The organism is Streptomyces specialis (assembly GCF_001493375.1).
GTDB lineage: Bacteria > Actinomycetota > Actinomycetes > Streptomycetales > Streptomycetaceae > Streptomyces > Streptomyces specialis.
Map to the genome: position 1 here is coordinate 613,715 of NZ_LN929897.1, position 17,319 is coordinate 631,033.

The 17,319-nt window shown below is 72.9% G+C and carries 12 protein-coding genes and 1 pseudogene; all 13 read left to right on the forward strand.

The genetic code is table 11. From position 1 onward, the window contains the following. The first annotated feature begins 43 nt into the window (after window positions 1-43). The 13 genes and pseudogenes from folC (at window position 44) to rplU (ending at window position 17,315) form a co-directional block, all read left to right on the forward strand. Complete coding sequence (gene folC / locus BN2279_RS25445) at window positions 44-1,552, forward strand: bifunctional tetrahydrofolate synthase/dihydrofolate synthase (RefSeq protein WP_059013371.1); 1,509 nt, start codon at window positions 44-46, stop codon at window positions 1,550-1,552. Continuing rightward, on the forward strand, window positions 1,552-1,902 hold the full coding sequence (locus tag BN2279_RS25450) for a DUF4233 domain-containing protein (protein ID WP_059013372.1): 351 nt from the start codon (window positions 1,552-1,554) through the stop codon (window positions 1,900-1,902). Before folC ends, BN2279_RS25450 begins: the two co-directional genes overlap by 1 nt. Window positions 1,903-1,959: 57 nt before the next feature. Continuing rightward, the gene (gene ndk / locus BN2279_RS25455) at window positions 1,960-2,373 is read left to right on the forward strand and encodes a nucleoside-diphosphate kinase (RefSeq protein WP_059013373.1); all 414 of its coding nucleotides are present in this window, start codon (window positions 1,960-1,962) and stop codon (window positions 2,371-2,373) included. 336 nt (window positions 2,374-2,709) lie between these two features. Next, window positions 2,710-3,729: a rod shape-determining protein gene (locus BN2279_RS25460; RefSeq protein ID WP_059013374.1), complete on the forward strand. Its 1,020-nt coding sequence runs from the start codon at window positions 2,710-2,712 to the stop codon at window positions 3,727-3,729. 133 nt (window positions 3,730-3,862) lie between these two features. Further along, window positions 3,863-4,987 (forward strand): rod shape-determining protein MreC, encoded by a 1,125-nt coding sequence (gene mreC, locus BN2279_RS25465; RefSeq protein WP_059013375.1) that lies wholly within the window; start codon window positions 3,863-3,865, stop codon window positions 4,985-4,987. A 3-nt stretch (window positions 4,988-4,990) separates the two neighbouring features. Then, the gene (gene mreD / locus BN2279_RS25470; RefSeq protein ID WP_059013376.1) at window positions 4,991-5,701 is read left to right on the forward strand and encodes a rod shape-determining protein MreD; all 711 of its coding nucleotides are present in this window, start codon (window positions 4,991-4,993) and stop codon (window positions 5,699-5,701) included. Between the two features lie 64 nt (window positions 5,702-5,765). Then, window positions 5,766-7,877, forward strand: a complete 2,112-nt coding sequence (gene mrdA, locus BN2279_RS25475; RefSeq protein WP_059013377.1) for a penicillin-binding protein 2 — start codon at window positions 5,766-5,768, stop codon at window positions 7,875-7,877. Between the two features lie 9 nt (window positions 7,878-7,886). Continuing rightward, window positions 7,887-9,074 carry an FtsW/RodA/SpoVE family cell cycle protein gene (locus tag BN2279_RS25480; protein ID WP_059013378.1) on the forward strand — a complete coding sequence of 396 codons (1,188 nt, stop codon included), beginning with the start codon at window positions 7,887-7,889 and terminating at the stop codon, window positions 9,072-9,074. A gap of 87 nt (window positions 9,075-9,161) precedes the next feature. Next, window positions 9,162-11,087 (forward strand): TIGR03960 family B12-binding radical SAM protein, encoded by a 1,926-nt coding sequence (locus BN2279_RS25485; protein WP_059013379.1) that lies wholly within the window; start codon window positions 9,162-9,164, stop codon window positions 11,085-11,087. A 39-nt stretch (window positions 11,088-11,126) separates the two neighbouring features. Further along, complete coding sequence (locus BN2279_RS25490) at window positions 11,127-11,666, forward strand: GNAT family N-acetyltransferase (protein ID WP_059013380.1); 540 nt, start codon at window positions 11,127-11,129, stop codon at window positions 11,664-11,666. Window positions 11,667-11,791: 125 nt separating this feature from the next. Further along, entirely contained in the window at window positions 11,792-12,583 is a 792-nt protein-coding gene (locus BN2279_RS25495; RefSeq protein WP_059013381.1) for a TIGR03936 family radical SAM-associated protein, read from the forward strand. Between the two features lie 201 nt (window positions 12,584-12,784). Further along, window positions 12,785-16,785: pseudogene (locus tag BN2279_RS25500) on the forward strand (Rne/Rng family ribonuclease). A gap of 206 nt (window positions 16,786-16,991) precedes the next feature. Beyond that, window positions 16,992-17,315: a 50S ribosomal protein L21 gene (gene rplU, locus BN2279_RS25505; RefSeq protein ID WP_059013382.1), complete on the forward strand. Its 324-nt coding sequence runs from the start codon at window positions 16,992-16,994 to the stop codon at window positions 17,313-17,315. Window positions 17,316-17,319: the final 4 nt, after the last annotated feature.

Here is a 17,319-nt window from a genome sequence, read left to right on the forward strand (position 1 = left end):
GTGGCGGTCCGGGGGCCCGTCCGCTGTTCGTAGACTGGTGCCCGTGAGTGACCCAGGCAGTGACGCCGACGCGTCCTTCGAGGAGATCGCGTCCGCCGAGACCCGGCGGGATCCCGATCTCGCCGTGATCGAGGCGGGCAGCCGCACGCTGCGGACCCAGGCCGGGCCGCCGCGCGGCGAGGACCTGCCGGTCCGGCCCGAGGACCCCGAGGTGGACCGCGCGCTGCGCGAGGTGGAGTCGGAGCTGGCCGAGCGGTGGCCGGAGACGAAGCTCGACCCGTCGCTGGTGCGCGTCCGCGCGCTGATGGACGTGCTCGGGGAGCCGCAGCGCGGCTACCCGGCCATCCACATCACCGGCACCAACGGCAAGACCAGCACCGCCCGCATGATCGAGACGCTGCTCGGCGCCTTCGATCTGCGCACCGGCCGGTACAGCAGCCCGCACGTGCAGTCCATCACCGAGCGCATCAGCCTCGACGGCTCCCCGATCAGCCCCGAGCGGTTCGTGGAGACCTACCGGGACATCAAGCCCTACGTCGAGCTGGTCGACTCCCGGGACGGCTACCGGCTGTCGTTCTTCGAGGTGCTCACGGGCATGGCGTACGCCGCCTTCGCCGACGCGCCCGTGGACGTGGCCGTCGTGGAGGTCGGCATGGGCGGCACCTGGGACGCCACCAACGTGATCGACGGCCAGGTCGCGGTGCTGATGCCGATCGCCCTGGACCACACCGACCGGCTGGGCACCACGCCCGAGCAGATCGCCGTGGAGAAGTCCGGCATCATCAAGCCCGACTCCCGGGTGATCCTGGCCCAGCAGCAGATCGACGCCGCCGCCGTGGTGCTGCGGCGGGCCGTGGAGGTGGACGCCACGGTCGCCAGGGAGGGCCTGGAGTTCGGCGTGCTGGCCCGGGAGAAGGCGGTCGGCGGCCAGATGCTGACGCTGCGCGGCCTCGGCGGCGAGTACCCCGAGGTGTTCCTGCCGCTGCACGGGGAGCACATGGCGCACAACGCCGCCGTGGCGCTGGCCGCCGTGGAGGCGTTCTTCGGCGTCGGCGTCGACCGGCCCGCCGCCACGCTGGACGTGGAGGTGGTGCGGACCGCGTTCGCCGCCGTCACCTCGCCCGGCCGGCTGGAGGTCGTCCGCACCAGCCCGACCGTCGTGCTGGACGCCGCCCACAACCCGCCCGGGGCGCAGGCCGCCGCCGCCGCGATCACCGAGTCGTTCGGGTTCAGCCGCCTCATCGGCGTCGTCGGCACCAGCGAGGGCAAGGACGCCCGCGGGCTGCTGGAGGCGTTCGAGCCGGTTCTCGACGAGGTGGTGATCACCAGCAACGCGAGCCACCGCGCGATGGACCCGGACGCGCTGGCCGCCGTCGCCGTCGAGGTGTTCGGCGAGGACCGGGTGCGGGTCGAGCCGAGGCTGGACGACGCGCTGGAGGCGGCCATCGCGCTGGCCGAGGAGGAGCAGGAGTACGCCGGGGGCGGAGTGCTGGTCACCGGTTCCGTGATCACGGTGGGCGAGGCCCGCCTGCTGCTGGGGAGGTCCCGCTGATGCGCACGCTCTGCGCCGGCACGCTGGTCGGGGAGTTCATCGTCATCGGCCTGGCCGCCCTGGCGGCCACCCGCCTGACCGACGTGTCGCCGGGGGCGGTGTGGGCGGTCAGCGGCACGGCGATGGCGCTGTGCGTCCTGCTGTGCGGCATGGCCGGCCGGCGCGGCTTCGTGCAGCTCGGCTGGGCCCTCCAGATCGCCCTGATCGCCGGCGGTCTCGTGCTGCCGGCGCTGTTCCTGCTGGGGGCGGCCTTCGCCGCCCTGTGGTGGGCCTCGGTCCACTACGGCCGCCAGGTGGACGCGATCAAGGCGGCCCACGCGCGGGCGGAGGCCGCCGCCGGTGCGGGCTGAGCGCCACGGTAATCTTGCTGGCCCCGCACCCCTGCGATCTTCCGGGAGCCGCCGCCCATGAGCCAGCGCACTCTTGTCCTTCTGAAGCCGGACGCGGTCAGGAGGGGCCTGATCGGCGAGATCGTCGGCCGCGTGGAGCGGAAGGCGGGCTGGACCATCACCGCGCTGGAGCTGCGCACGCTGGACGCGGAGACGCTGCGCACGCACTACGCGGAGCACGTCGGCCGGCCGTTCTACGAGCCGCTGCTGGAGTTCATGGCGTCCGGGCCGAGCGTCGCGCTCGTGGTCGAGGGCGAGCGCGTCGTGGAGGGAATGCGCGCGCTGGCCGGCCCCACCGACCCGATCGCCGCGCCGCCCGGCTCCATTCGGGGGGACTTCGGCACGGTCGTGCGGGAGAACCTGATCCACGCCTCCGACTCGCCCGAGTCCGCCGAACGGGAACTGAAGATTTTCTTCCCGGGTCTCGCCTGATCATCCGCTGAATGCCCGTCGGCACCCGCGGTCGTGTCACCCCCGGTGTACGTCTGAATGCAGTCATTCCTGGCAGTGGATACAGTCGAACGAGGGAACCCTTCACCCGAACACGACGTCACCATGATGGAGGGTGGGCCACGTTCCGCCGACAATGGCGAAAGCGGCGCTCCGGCGCTCCGTGTTCGACCGGCCGTGGATACGATGGCTACGCCGCGACTCTCTCCCCCTAGGCGGGAGGGACCCCGCCAGCGCTAGCCCATCGCACCCCCTGCCGACCTCCCCGCTCAAATCGCTCCAGTCTGGAAGGCCAGATGTATCCCTATGGCGAACAATATGTCGTTCATCGGACGTGACATGGCAGTCGACCTCGGGACGGCCAACACGCTGGTGTACGTCAGAGGTCGCGGGATTGTCCTCAACGAGCCGTCCGTCGTCGCCATCAACACCAACACGGGCGGCATTCTCGCGGTCGGTGCCGAGGCCAAGAAGATGATCGGCCGGACCCCGGGCAACATCGTGGCGGTTCGCCCGCTGAAGGACGGCGTGATCGCCGACTTCGAGATCACGGAGCGGATGCTCCGTTACTTCATTCTGAAAATCCACAAGCGCCGATATCTGGCCAGGCCGCGGGTCGTCGTGTGCGTCCCGTCCGGCATCACCGGTGTCGAGCGGCGCGCCGTGATCGAGGCGTCCACGCAGGCGGGCGCCCGCCAGGTGCACATCATCGAGGAGCCGATGGCCGCCGCGATCGGTTCGGGGCTGCCCGTGCACGAGGCGACCGGGAACATGGTGGTGGACATCGGCGGCGGCACCACCGAGGTCGCCGTCATCTCCCTCGGCGGCATCGTCACCGCGCAGTCGATCCGGGTCGCCGGCGACGAGCTGGACAACGCGATCATCCAGCACATCAAGAAGGAGTACAGCCTCCTGCTGGGCGAGCGCACCGCCGAGAGCATCAAGATCACCATCGGCTCGGCCCACGAGATGGACCAGGACGAGCACACCGAGATCCGCGGCCGCGACCTGGTCAGCGGCCTGCCCAAGACCGTGGTGATCTCCTCGGCCGAGGTGCGCAAGGCGATGGAGGAGCCGGTCAACGCCATCGTGGACGCGGTGAAGACCACGCTCGACAAGTGCCCGCCCGAGCTGTCCGGCGACATCATGGACCGCGGCATCGTCCTCACCGGCGGCGGCGCCCTGCTGCGCGGCCTGGACGAGCGGCTCCGCAAGGAGACCGGCATGCCCATCCACATCGCCGAGGACCCGCTGGACTCGGTGGCGCTGGGCTCCGGGAAGTGCGTGGAGGAGTTCGAGGCGCTTCAGCAGGTCCTGGACGCCCAGCCCCGGCGCTGATCCGGCGATCCGCGAGCCGGCGCCCCGCTGAAGGTCCGCCGCGTGGAGGGACACCATTCCGCGTGGCGGATCGTTAGCACAACCGACCCAGCCCTGGACCGGGGAACGAACCAGAAAGGCACGGCCGCCGCACGTGAGGGACACCCGAGAGAGCCGGCTGCTTCTCGTCCTGCTGATCTCCATCGCGTTCGCCTTCATTACGATGGACATCCGCGGCGGGGAGGACTCCCCGCTGGACGGCGCGAGAGAGGCCGCCGCGTCCGTCTTCGGGCCCGTCGAGGAGGGCATGGCCGGCGCGGTGGACCCGGTGGCCAACGCCATCGCCGCCGTCCGCGACTCCGGCGAGCGGCACGACCGGATCAGCGAGCTGGAGCGCGAGAACGCGGAGCTGCGGCAGCAGCTGGGCAGCGACGAGCACCGCGAGGCGCGCGTCGAGCAGTTGGACGAGCTGCTGGGGACCGCGGGCGCCGGGCAGTACGGGATCGTCGGCGCCCAGGTCATCGCGATCGGCGCCGCCCAGGGCTTCTCCTGGACCGTCACCATCGACGCGGGCAGCGAGGACGGCATCGCCCGCGACATGACCGTGCTCAACGGCGACGGGCTGGTCGGCCGCGTCACCACCGTGGGGCCTGGCACCGCGACCGTCCTGCTCGCCAACGACCCGGACTTCACCGTCGGGACCCGGCTGGAGGGCAACCAGGAGCTGGGCTTCGCCACCGGCCGCGGCGACAACACGCTGGACGTGCAACTGCTGAACCAGCAGGCGCAGGTGGAGGAGGGCGACCGGATGGTCACCTTCGGCTCCGCCGACAACAAGCCGTTCGTGCCCGGGGTGCCGGTCGGCGAGGTCATCAGCGTGGACCGCACGACCGGCGACCTGACCCGGACCGTCCGGGTGCGGCCCTACGTGGAGTTCACCCAGCTCGACCTGGTGGGTGTGGTGGTCGAGCCGCCGCGCGACAACCCGCGCGACTCCGTGCTGCCGCCCCGGCCCGACCAGCAGGGCGACGGGGATCAGGCCGCCCAGGAAGCCGCCCAGGAGGATCGGAACGCGAACGCGGAGGGCGACCCGGCCGCCGATGCCGACCCGGCCGGGGAGACCGGTGGAACCGCGGAGGCCGGGCGGACGGAGGACGCCGTCGCCCGCGACCCCGAGGACGACACCCCGGACGCGACAGCGATCCCGAGCGCGGACGCGACCCGGGGCGAGACCCCGGGCGACGACCGGAACCCCGACGACCCGGCCACCAGGAGCTGACCGATGCGCGTGTCCCGCACCCTGCTCGCCTCCGTGCTGGTGGTCGCGGCCCTGGTCGTCCAGGTCTGCGTGCTCGCCCGGTTCGGACTGCCCGGCGCCGTCCCCGACCTGCTGCTGCTCACGGTGCTGGCGCTGGCCCTGGTCTACGGGCACGTCGGCGGCTGCCTGGTCGGCTTCTCCGCCGGGCTGCTCGCCGACCTCGCGCCGCCCGCCGACCACGCCGTGGGCCGGTACGCGCTGGTGCTGTGCGTCATCGGCTACGCGGCGGGCCTCACCAAGCCCGAGACGGGCCAGCACCGTTCGGCCACCGGACCGATGGTCGTCGTCGCGGCCGGGGCCGTCGCCTCGACGCTGCTGTACGCGCTCGTCGGCACGCTCGTCGGGGACACCGCGGTCCAGGACGCGGGCATCGGCAAGCTGCTGCTGACGGCCACCCTCTACGACCTGCTGCTGGCCCCGTTCACCGTGCCGGTGGTGATGGCCATGGCGCGGCGCCTGGAGAGCGACCCGCTGGCCGGGGACGGCGGTTCGGGCTCCTCGGGCGGTGCCGACACCGGCGTGCGCTGGCTGGGCGGCGGCGGGACCGGGCTGCGGACCCGCGCCCCGCGGCGCAGCCGGTACGGCAAGGCCGCGCGGCTGGGCGGGCGTTCGCCGCTGCTCGGCCGGCCCGCGCGCGGCAAGGTGGGACGCGTCAAGGGAGTCAAGCGGCTATGAGGGACGTTTCCCCGCGGACGGGCGGCATCACCGGGCGGGGCCCGGCGGAGAACGGAAGGACGTCGTGACCAACATCCCCGAGACGGGCCGGACTTCCCGGATCACGATCCGGCTGGTCGTCATCCAGATATTGGTCTTCTCGCTCCTGCTCACCCTGGGCGGGAGACTGTGGTATCTCCAGATCCGCCAGGGCGACGAGTTCGCCGCCGAGGCGGCGGGCAACCATGTCCAGCAGGTCGTGCAGCCCGCCGTGCGCGGCTCGATCCTGGACGCGCGCGGCGTGCCGCTCGCGGACAACGAGACACGGCTCGTCGTCTCCGCCGACCGCACCGAGCTGGGCAGCCTCCCGGACGACGGCGAGAGCGTCCTGGCCGACCTGGCGGAGCTGCTCGGCATGCCGGTCGAGGAGGTCACCAACCGGGTGCGGCTGTGCGACGCCGAGACGCCGCAGCCGTGCTGGAACGGCTCGCCGTACCAGCCGATCCCGATCACCGACGAGGCGACCACGCAGCAGGCGCTCCAGATCCGGGAACGGGCCGAGGACTTCCCCGGCATCAGCGCCGAGCCGACCGCCGTGCGCCGGTACCCCTCGCCGGACGGCGCCAACACCGCGCAGGTGCTGGGCTACCTCTCGCCGGTCACCGACGAGGAGGTCGCCGAGACGGAGGACACCGACGCGCCGCTGCTGCGGTCCGACCAGATCGGCCGGTCCGGTCTGGAGCGCCAGTACGACAGCTATCTGCGCGGCCGGGCGGGCGTCACCCGGTACGAGGTCGACAAGTTCGGCAGCGTGCTGGGCGAGTCGGAGAGCGAGCCGGGCGAGGCCGGGGCCAACCTCATCACCACCATCGACTCCCGGGTCCAGGCCGTCGTCGAGGACGAGCTGGCGCAGGCCATCGAGACGGCCCGCGACACGCACGACGACGTCTCCGGGCGGAACTTCGAGGCCGACTCCGGGGCGGCCATAGTGCTGGAGAACGACACCGGCCGCGTCGTCGCCATGGCCTCCGCGCCCGACTACGACCCCAACGTGTGGGTCGGCGGCATCTCGGCGAACGAGTACGAGCGGCTCACCAGCGAGGACTCCGACAACCCGCTGCTCAACCGGGCCATCCAGGGCCAGGGGCCGCCCGGTTCGACGTTCAAGGTGATCACCACGACCGCCGCCGTCAACGCCGGGTACGACTTCGACGACACCTACGACTGCTCGTCCTCCTACGAGGTCGGCGGCCAGGAGTTCCGCAACTTCGAGTCGTCCTCCTACGGCCCGATCACCCTGGGCCGGGCCATCGAGGTCTCCTGCAACACCGTCTTCTACGGCATCGCCCACCAGGAGTGGCTGGCGGACGGCGGCACCGACCCGGTGGACAACCCCGACGACTGGCTGTTCAACACCGCGCACGACTTCGGTCTCGGCGAGCCCACCGGCATCGACCTGCCCAACGAGGCCGCCGGGCGCATCCCGGACCGCCAGTGGAAGCAGGACTACTGGGAGGCGAACCAGGAGACGTGGTGCGAGATCGCGGACTCCGACCGCGAGGACTACGAGGCCCGTATCGCCCGCGAGAACTGCACCGAGGGCATGAACATGCGCGCCGGTGACATGCTCAACTTCTCCATCGGCCAGGGCGACGTGCTGGTCACCCCGATCCAGCTCGCCACCGTCTACGCCGCGCTCGGCAACGGCGGCACGCTGTACACCCCGACCGTGGGCCGGGCCGTCGTCGCCGCCGACGGCGAGGTGGTCGAGGAGTTCGAGCCGCAGCCGAACGGTCAGCTCCCGGCCGACGACGAGACCATCGGGAACCTCCGCGACGCCACCGCCGCGGTGATGACCACCGGCAGCGCCGCCTGGCGGTTCGGCGGCTGGCCGCAGAGCGAGATCCCGCTGCGCGGCAAGACGGGCACCGCGGAGGCGTCCGGCGACCAGCAGACCACGTCCTGGCTGGCCACCTACTCCGAGGACTACACCGTGGTGATGACCATCTCCCAGGCGGGCACCGGCTCCGGCGCCTCCGGCCCGGCCGTGCGGAACATCTGGGAGGCCATCTACGGCGTCGGCGAGGACGGCTCCATCGACCAGGACGCCGCCCTGCTGCCCGAGCCGAACCGGGACCTGCCGGAGATCGACGAGAACGGCACGATCATCCCGCAGCGCGACGAGCGGAACGAGTGACGGGAACCTGTGAGCGTCCACACCCTGACCCTGCCGGCCCAGCGCGGCAACGCCTGGCGCCGGCTCTCCGCGCGGGACTCCGTCGCGCGCCGCGTCGACTGGGTGCTGCTGCTGGCCGCCGCCGCGCTGTCCCTCCTCGGCCTGCTGCTGATCTACTCGGCCACCCGCAACCGCACCGAGATAACCGACGGTGACCCGCGGTACTTCCTGATACGCCAGGTGATCAACCTCGCCGTGGGCGTCGCGCTCGCCCTCGGCGTGATGTGGCTGGGCCACCACCGGCTGCGCGGCGCGGTCCCGCTGTTCTTCGCCTTCTCCATGGGCGCGATGCTCCTGGTCTTCACCCCGCTCGGCACCGAGATCAACGGCCAGCGCGCCTGGCTGTCGGTCGCCGGGTACACGCTCCAGCCCGGCGAGTTCGCCAAGGTCGCCATCATCCTCGGCATGGCGCTGATCCTCGCCGCCCAGGTCGACGCGGGCGACAGCGAGCAGCCGGCCAGCCGGGCGATCTGGCAGTCCCTGGCCCTGGCCGCCGCGCCGCTGGCCGTCGTCGTCATCGACGACATGGGCATGGCGATGGTGCTCAGCGTCATCGTCCTGGGCATCCTCCTCGCGTCGGGCGCGCCGCTGCGCTGGTCGCTCGGGCTGATCCTGGCCGGGGTGGCGGCGGCCGTGCTCGTCTGGACGCTCGGCGTCCTCGACCAGTACCAGCTCGACCGCTTCGCCGCGTTCACCGACCCGTCCCGCGACCCGTCGGGCGTCGGCTACAACGTCAACCAGGCCCGTATCGCGATCGGTTCGGGCGGGCTCAACGGCACCGGGCTCTTCAACGGCACGCAGACCACCGGCCAGTTCGTCCCCGAGCAGCACACCGACTTCATCTTCACCGTGGCGGGGGAGGAGCTGGGGTTCCTCGGCGCCGGGGGGATCATCGTGCTGATCGGCCTGATCCTGTGGCGGGCGCTGCGCATCGCGCGCGGCGCGACCGACCTGTACAGCACGATCATCGCCGCCGGGATCGTCGCGTGGCTCGCGTTCCAGTCCTTCGAGAACATCGGAATGGCGCTGGGCATCATGCCGGTCGCCGGGGTGCCGCTGCCGTTCCTCTCCTACGGCGGCACGGCGATGTTCGTGTCGTGGATCGCGATAGGACTGCTCCAGTCCGTGAGCATGAAACGTCCGTTGTCCGCCGCCTGAGAGGCCACCGGCCGGGTCCGGGTAGGCTGAATGGTCAGCTCCGTGACATCCGGATCACGCCCCCAACAGCTCGCGAAAGATACAGCCATGCCTGTCGAGTCGGTCTTCCCGCGCCTGGAGGCCCTCCTCCCGCACGTCCAGAAGCCGATCCAGTACGTCGGCGGTGAGCTCAACTCCACCGTGAAGGACTGGGACGCCTGCGATGTCCGCTGGGCGCTGATGTACCCCGACGCCTACGAGGTCGGGCTGCCCAACCAGGGCGTCATGATCCTCTACGAGGTGCTCAACGAGCGTGAGGGCGTCCTCGCCGAGCGGACGTACAGCGTCTGGCCGGACCTGGAGGAGCTGATGCGGGAGCACGGCGTCCCGCAGTTCACGGTGGACGCGCACCGGCCGGTGGGCGCCTTCGACCTGCTGGGCTTCTCGTTCTCCACCGAGCTCGGCTACACCAACATGCTGACCGCGCTGGACCTGGCGGGTATCCCGATCGAGGCGAAGGACCGGACCGAGGACCACCCGGTGGTGATCGCCGGCGGGCACGCCGCGTTCAACCCCGAGCCGATCGCGGACTTCATCGACTGCGCGGTCCTCGGCGACGGCGAGCAGGCCGTGCTGGAGATCACCGATGTCGTGCGGGCCTGGAAGCGGGAGGGCCGCCCCGGCGGGCGCGAGGAGCTGCTGCTGCGCCTGGCGCGGACCGGCGGGGTGTACGTGCCGGGCTTCTACGACGTGGAGTACCTGCCGGACGGCCGGATCGCGCGGGTCGTGCCGAACCGGTCCGGCGTGCCGTGGCGGGTCGCCAAGCACACCGTGATGGACCTGGACGAGTGGCCGTACCCGAAGCAGCCGCTGGTGCCGCTGGCGGAGACCGTCCACGAGCGGATGTCGGTGGAGATCTTCCGCGGCTGCACGCGCGGCTGCCGCTTCTGCCAGGCCGGCATGATCACGCGGCCGGTGCGGGAGCGCTCCATCACCGGCATCGGGGAGATGGTCGACAAGGGGCTGAAGGCGACCGGCTTCGAGGAGGTCGGCCTGCTGTCGCTGTCGTCCGCCGACCACAGCGAGATCGCCGAGGTCGCCAAGGGCCTGGCCGACCGGTACGAGGAGGACAAGATCGGCCTGTCGCTGCCCTCGACCCGGGTCGACGCGTTCAACATCGACCTGGCCGACGAGCTGACGCGCAACGGCCGCCGCTCGGGTCTGACGTTCGCCCCGGAGGGCGGCAGCGAGCGGATCCGCAAGGTGATCAACAAGATGGTCTCCGAGGAGGACCTGATCCGCACGGTCGCCACCGCGTACGGCAACGGCTGGCGGCAGGTCAAGCTGTACTTCATGTGCGGGCTGCCGACCGAGACCGACGAGGACGTGCTCCAGATCGCGGAGATGGCCAGCAAGGTCATCGCCAAGGGCCGCGAGGTCTCCGGGTCCAACGACATCCGCTGCACCGTCTCCATCGGCGGCTTCGTGCCCAAGCCGCACACGCCGTTCCAGTGGGCGCCGCAGCTCTCCGCCGAGGAGACCGACGCCCGGCTGGCCAAGCTGCGGGACGCGATCCGCGCCGACAAGCGGTACGGCCGCTCCATCGGCTTCCGCTACCACGACGGCAAGCCCGGCACGGTGGAAGGCCTGCTGTCGCGCGGCGACCGGCGGGTGGGCGCGGTGATCCGCGCGGTGTACGAGGCGGGCGGCCGGTTCGACGGCTGGCGCGAGTTCTTCTCGTACGACCAGTGGATGGCGTGCGCCGGGCCCGCGCTGGAGCCGTTCGGCGTGGACGTCGCCTGGTACACGACGCGGGAGCGCGGGTACGAGGAGGTCCTGCCCTGGGACCACCTGGACTCCGGTCTGGACAAGGACTGGCTGTGGGAGGACTGGCAGGACGCGCTCGACGAGACCGAGGTCGAGGACTGCCGGTGGACCCCGTGCTTCGACTGCGGCGTCTGCCCGCAGATGGACACCCACATCCAGATCGGGCCGACCGGGAAGAAGTTGCTGCCGCTCACAGTCGTGAAGTGACAGGTTGCCCCGGCGGAATCCCGGGCAGAGGATGAAGCGATGCCGCAGCTTGTCACCCCCACCACCGCCGTGCACGCCTCGTTCCTCGACGCGGTCGAGGAGTTCGAGGCCGAGGGCCGGGGCACCCTCCAGGACAACTCGATGCTGGGCCGCGACATCGCGGTGTACGGCCCGCGGTGGCGGGAGCCGGCGGTGTTCGCCGAGTACGTCGAGCGAACGATCGCGGACGCGAGGCCGGAAAGCCCCCGCCCGCAGGGTTTCGTACCGTCCACGATCCTGTGGTACGTGGCGGGCGACACGTTCCTGGGCCGCCTCTCCATCCGGCACCGCCTCACCCGGAGGCTGCTGGACTGGGGCGGCCTGGTCGGCTACGACGTCCGTCCCTCCGCCCGCCGCCGGGGCCACGCGACGGCGATGCTGCGCGAGTCCCTACCGGTGGCCCGCGCGCTGGGGCACGAGCGGGTGCTGGTGACGTGCGACGACGACAACGTGGCGTCCCGGAAGGTCATCGAGGCGTGCGGCGGGGTCTTCGAGGATCAGCGCGCGGAGAAGCTGCGTTATTGGATAGCGACAGCGTGACCCTCCGGAGGGACGTAACCTGGAGTCAAGCAACGGCCCGTGACCGGGCCCCGAAAGTGGTACGTACGAGGGACTGAACAGAACTGGGCAAGCGACAGCCCGTAGGCCCGCCGCCCGCTCCGGCGGTGCAGCGTGTGCGGATGCGGTACACCAAACGCGGACGCCTGCGGTTCACCAGCCACCGGGACTTCCAGCGCGCCTTCGAGCGCGCGCTGCGCCGGGCCGACGTGCCCATGGCGTACTCCGCCGGGTTCACCCCGCACCCGAAGGTCAGCTACGCGAACGCCGCGCCGACCGGCACGGCGAGCGAGGCGGAGTACCTGGAGATCGCCCTGGCCCGGACGCGGGACATCGAGGAGCTGCGGGCGAGCCTGGACGCGTCGCTGCCGGACGGGCTCGACATCATCGACATCGTCGAGGCCAGGACCGGCGACTTCGCCGAGCAGCTCACGGCGTCCCACTGGGAGCTGCGGCTGGACGGCGTGGACCCGGCGGAGGCCGGGCGCGCGGTCCGCGCGTTCCTGGCCGCCGAGACCGTCGAGGTGCGGCGGCAGACCAAGAAGGGCCTGCGTGTTTTCGACGCCCGCGCGGCCGTCGTATCGCTCGCCGTCCTGCCGGATCCTCCGGACCCGGCGGGGTCCCATGGGCCTGACCCCCACCCTTGTGCGATACTGCGGCTGGTAGTACGGCATCTCATCCCTGCCGTACGACCCGACGACGTCCTGTCCGGTCTCCGCGCTACGGCCGACCTGGCGCCGCCGGTCCCCGCAGCGGTGACCAGGCTGGCGCAGGGGCCGCTCGATGAGGAGACCGGCACGGTGACAGACCCGTTCGCGCCTGACCGCGAAGCTGCCGGGGCCGCCTCGACCAGGGCCGCCGGGCAGCGGGCTGCGGCGGTGCCGGGGATCACCGTTTAGCGATGCCGTTGCTGCGCCGCCGAACCGCCTGGTGCCAGAGAGCCACTCGGGTCCGGCTGTTCCGGGCGACGCACCTACCAGAAGACTTTCGCCGTAGCCGGGCCACGCGGTCCGGAACCGGCGAGTGATAACGACAGCTCCCGAGCGGCGCCCGCTCAGTTCCGGCGTGGCGCCCGGGAGCGTGACGGGAGAACCGCCCGCATGCAAGAGCCCAACGAGTCCGCCGAGGCGGACGGTGTCGGCCGCGTCGAGAACGACGTCCCTACCACGAGTACCCCCAGTGACACCTTGCCGCCGCGCCGTCGGCGCGCGGCGTCCCGCCCGGCCGGGCCCCCGGCCGGAGCCGAGCCGGCCGCCGAGGCGGCCGAGGCCGAACCGGCGCCCCGCAAGCGCCGCCGTGTGACGCGCGTGGCGTCGCCGGAGCCCGACGGGACGGCGGAGCCGGAGACGGCCGCCGCCGAGGAGGAGCCGCCCGCCGCGCCCCGCAGGCGGCGGCGTGCCACCGCCCCCGCGACGGCGCCCGAGGCCGCCGGGCCGGCCCCCGCGCCCCGCCCCGGGCCGCGCCCCCACCCGGCGGCCCAGCCGCAGCCCCCCCCCCCGTCGCGCCGACGCCGCCCCCGCCCCCGCCGCGAGGCAGCGCCGGAGGCCGAGGCGGCCCCCTCGGCCGACGAGACCGCCGTGCCGGAGCCGACGCCGGAGCCCGAGGCGCAGCCGGTGGCCGAGGCCGAGCCTGAGCCCGCCCCGGCCCGCAAGCGGCGCCGGGCGACCCGGGCCGCCGCCGCGCCGGAGCCCGGGACCGACTCCGAGCCGCGCCCCGAGCAGGCGGCCGAGGCCGAGCCTGAGCCCGCCCCCGTGACGCGTAGGCGCCGCCGCGCCACCCGCGCCGAGGCCGCGCCGGAGGCCGAGGCGGCCCCCCCGGCCGACGAGACCGCCGCGCCGAGCCCCGAGCCGCAGCCCGAGCCGGAGCAGGCGGCCGCGGCCGAGCCCGAGCCCGCCCCCGCGACGCGCAGGCGCCCCCGCGCCCCCCCCGCCGACCCCGCGCCCGGGACCGCGACAGCCCCCCCCGCCGACCACCTCGCCCCGCCCCCCCCCCCCCCGCCGAGCCCGCGCCGGAGGCGGGGGCGGCCCCCCCGGCCGCCGAGACCGCCGCGCCGAGCCCCGAGCCGCAGCCCGAGCCGGAGCAGGCGGCCGAGGCCGAGCCTGAGCCCGCTCCCGCGACGCGCAGGCGCCGCCGCGCCACCCGCGCCGAGGCCGCGCCGGAAGCCGGGACGGCCCCCCGGGCCGACGAGAGCGCCGCGCCCTCCCCGCACGCCGAGGACACCCCCCTGCCGCCGGCCGTGCCGGTCGCGACGACCGCCGTCTTCCGGGCGCCGGTGTTCCAGGCACCCATGTTCCAGACGCCGCAGCGCGCCGCCGAGGAGGCCGTGCGCGAGACCGTTCCCGCCGAGGCGGAGGACGAGGATGAGCAGGTCGTCGAGGAGCTGGAGGACCTGGAGGCGCTTGAGGACGTCACCTCCGCCGAGGCGGAGGAGGACGACGAGGACGAGGCGCTGGCCGACCGTCCCGCCCGCAGGCGCCGCCGCGGCGGGCGCAGGCGCCGCCGGGGCGAGACCGTGGAGCGCGCCGCCGAGGCCGTCTCCGGCGGTGCCGGGGACACCGGGGCCACCAGGGACGACGAGGAGGCCGAGGCTGGTCCCCTCGACGTGGACGAGCCGGAGGCGGCCGACGAGGGCACCGAGGGCGCCGACGAGTACCCGGAGGGCGCTGGCGGCTCCCGTCGCCGCCGTCGCCGCAGGCGCCGGAACGGCGACGCCCCCGAGGGCGGCGCCGCCGGGGACGACCCGGAGCGGACGGTCGTCAAGGTCCGCGAGCCGCGCCGCAGGCGTGACGAGGCGGCCGAGAGCTCGGACGGCGTGCAGTCCATCAAGGGTTCCACCCGGCTGGAGGCGAAGAAGCAGCGCCGCCGCGAGGGCCGCGAGCAGGGCCGCCGCCGCGCGCCGATCATCACCGAGGCCGAGTTCCTGGCGCGCCGGGAGTCCGTCGAGCGGGTCATGGTCGTCCGGCAGAGCGGCGAGCGCACCCAGATCGCGGTCCTGGAGGACAACGTCCTGGTCGAGCACTTCGTCAACAAGGAGCAGTCCTCCTCGTACGTCGGCAACGTCTACCTCGGCAAGGTGCAGAACGTGCTGCCGTCGATGGAGGCGGCGTTCGTCGACGTCGGCAAGGGCCGCAACGCGGTGCTCTACGCCGGTGAGGTCAACTTCGAGGCGCTCGGCATGGGTCACGGCCCGCGCCGTATCGAGTCGGCGCTGAAGTCCGGGCAGCCGGTCCTCGTCCAGGTCACCAAGGACCCGATCGGCCACAAGGGCGCCCGGCTGACCAGCCAGATCTCGTTGCCCGGCCGCTACCTCGTGTACGTGCCCGAGGGGTCGATGACGGGCATCAGCCGCAAGCTGCCCGACACCGAGCGCGCCCGGCTGAAGCAGATCCTCAAGAAGATCGTCCCCGAGGACGCGGGCGTCATCGTACGCACCGCTGCCGAGGGCGCCAGCGAGGACGAGCTGACCCGTGACGTGGAGCGGCTCCAGGCGCAGTGGGCCGAGATCCAGAAGAAGGCCAAGAAGGGCAACGCCCCGACGCTGCTGTACGGCGAGCCGGACATGACCGTCCGGGTGGTCCGCGACATCTTCAACGAGGACTTCTCGAAGGTGATCGTCAGCGGCGACGACGCCTGGGAGACCATCCACGGCTATGTCGCGCACGTGGCGCCCGACCTGGCCGGGCGGCTCCAGCGCTGGACGTCGGAGGTGGACGTCTTCGCGACGTACCGGATCGACGAGCAGCTCATGAAGGCCCTGGACCGGAAGGTGTGGCTGCCCAGCGGTGGTTCGCTGGTCATCGACCGGACCGAGGCGATGGTCGTCATCGACGTGAACACCGGCCGCTTCACCGGGCAGGGCGGCAACCTGGAGGAGACCGTCACCAGGAACAACCTGGAGGCGGCCGAGGAGATCGTGCGCCAGCTCCGGCTGCGCGACCTCGGCGGCATCATCGTGATCGACTTCATCGACATGGTGCTGGAGTCCAACCGGGATCTGGTCCTGCGGCGGCTGCTGGAGTGCCTGGGCCGGGACCGCACCAAGCACCAGGTGGCGGAGGTCACCTCGCTCGGCCTGGTCCAGATGACGCGCAAGCGTGTCGGGCAGGGCCTGCTGGAGTCGTTCTCCGAGCCGTGCGTGCACTGCAACGGCCGGGGCGTCATCGTCCACGCGGAGCAGGCGCACGCGGCGGGCGGCGGCGGTGGCGGCGGTGGGCGGAAGGGGCGCAAGCGGGGCAAGGGCGCGGCCGACGAGCCGCTGCCGGTCCTGGAGCCGGCCGAGACCGAGGAGCCCGTGGAGCCGATCGTGCACACCGCGATGGTGGACACGACCGAGGCCGTCGAGCCGATGGACGCCGGGCCCGCCGGGGAGCGCGTCGAGGCCGTCGAGGTCGTGGAGCCCGCCGCCGAGGCGGAGCCCGCGCGTCCCGAGCCCGAGCCCGCCCCCGAGGCGGCGGCCGAGCCGCGCAGGCGGCGCCGGGTCAGCCGCAAGGTGAGCGCGCCGGCCGGGCCGCCGAGGACGGCGGACGTCGAGGCGGAGGAGGCGGCCGTGACCGTGGTCACCGCCGAGCCCGCCCCGGCTCCGGAGATCCCGGGCGAGTCGGTTCCCGCCGAGGAGACCGCGCCCGCCGAGGACACCCCGCCCGCGCCCGCGCGGCGCCGGGGGAGCCGTAAGGTCACCGTTCCGGCCGGATCGCCCCGGGCGGCCGGGGAGCCGGAGGTGCTGGTCGTGGCCGCCACCGAGCCGCGGGCCGCGGCCGGGGCGCCCGAGCCGGAGCCCGCCGGTCCCGAGCCGGCCGGCGAGGAGTCCGGGACGGTGGTCTCCGACGCGCCGCCGCCGCGCCGCCGCGCGGTGCGCCGCGCCTCGGCCCCGGCGGGTTCGCCGGAGGGTGCGACGGAGGCGGTGGTGACGGTCGTCACCGCGCCCGCGAAGAAGACCCCGGCCAAGAAGGCGGCGAAGAAGGCTCCGGCCAAGAAGACCGCCAAGAAGGCCGCCGCCAAGAAGACCGCGAAGAAGGCTCCGGCCAAGAAGACGGCCAAGGCCACCACCGCGGCGGCGGAGCAGCCGCAGCCGCCGTCGGTGTCCGCGTCGACCGACGACTGATACGGGTCCCGGGCGCCGGCGGGGCGGTGAATTTGACCGCCTTGTCGGCGCCTCCGTATTCTTGGCCGCTGGTGTGTCGTTTCCGGCGTGCCATGCCCCTGAGCACCTTCCTCCCCGCCGCGCGCACGGTTCGCCGTGCCGGGGAGAGGCCGGGTTCGCCCGTCGCTGGCATCAGGGGCTCCGATCGAGTGAGAGAGAGTTGTCGCGTGTACGCGATCGTGCGCACCGGCGGCCGTCAGCAGAAGGTTTCTGTGGGCGACGTCATCGAGGTTGACCGTATTTCCACCAGCGAGGTCGGCGACACCGTCGAGCTCTCCACCCTGCTCGTCGTCGACGGCGAGACCGTCACCAGCGACCCGTGGGTGCTCGCCGGGGTGAAGGTCAGGGCCGAGGTCGTCGACCACCACAAGGGCGACAAGATCCGGATCCAGAAGTTCAAGAACAAGACCGGTTACCGTCGGCGGATGGGCCACCGTCAGCTCCACACCGCGCTGAAGGTCACCGAGATCCCCGCCCCGGCCGCGAAGTAAGGGA

Coding starts and splice junctions, on each gene's coding strand:
- BN2279_RS25450 (WP_059013372.1), top strand. CDS start 1,552: ATGCGCACGCTCTGCGCCGGCACGCTGGTCGGGGAGTTCATCGTCATC.
- ndk (WP_059013373.1), top strand. CDS start 1,960: ATGAGCCAGCGCACTCTTGTCCTTCTGAAGCCGGACGCGGTCAGGAGG.
- BN2279_RS25460 (WP_059013374.1), top strand. CDS start 2,710: ATGTCGTTCATCGGACGTGACATGGCAGTCGACCTCGGGACGGCCAAC.
- mreD (WP_059013376.1), top strand. CDS start 4,991: ATGCGCGTGTCCCGCACCCTGCTCGCCTCCGTGCTGGTGGTCGCGGCC.
- BN2279_RS25485 (WP_059013379.1), top strand. CDS start 9,162: ATGCCTGTCGAGTCGGTCTTCCCGCGCCTGGAGGCCCTCCTCCCGCAC.
- BN2279_RS25490 (WP_059013380.1), top strand. CDS start 11,127: ATGCCGCAGCTTGTCACCCCCACCACCGCCGTGCACGCCTCGTTCCTC.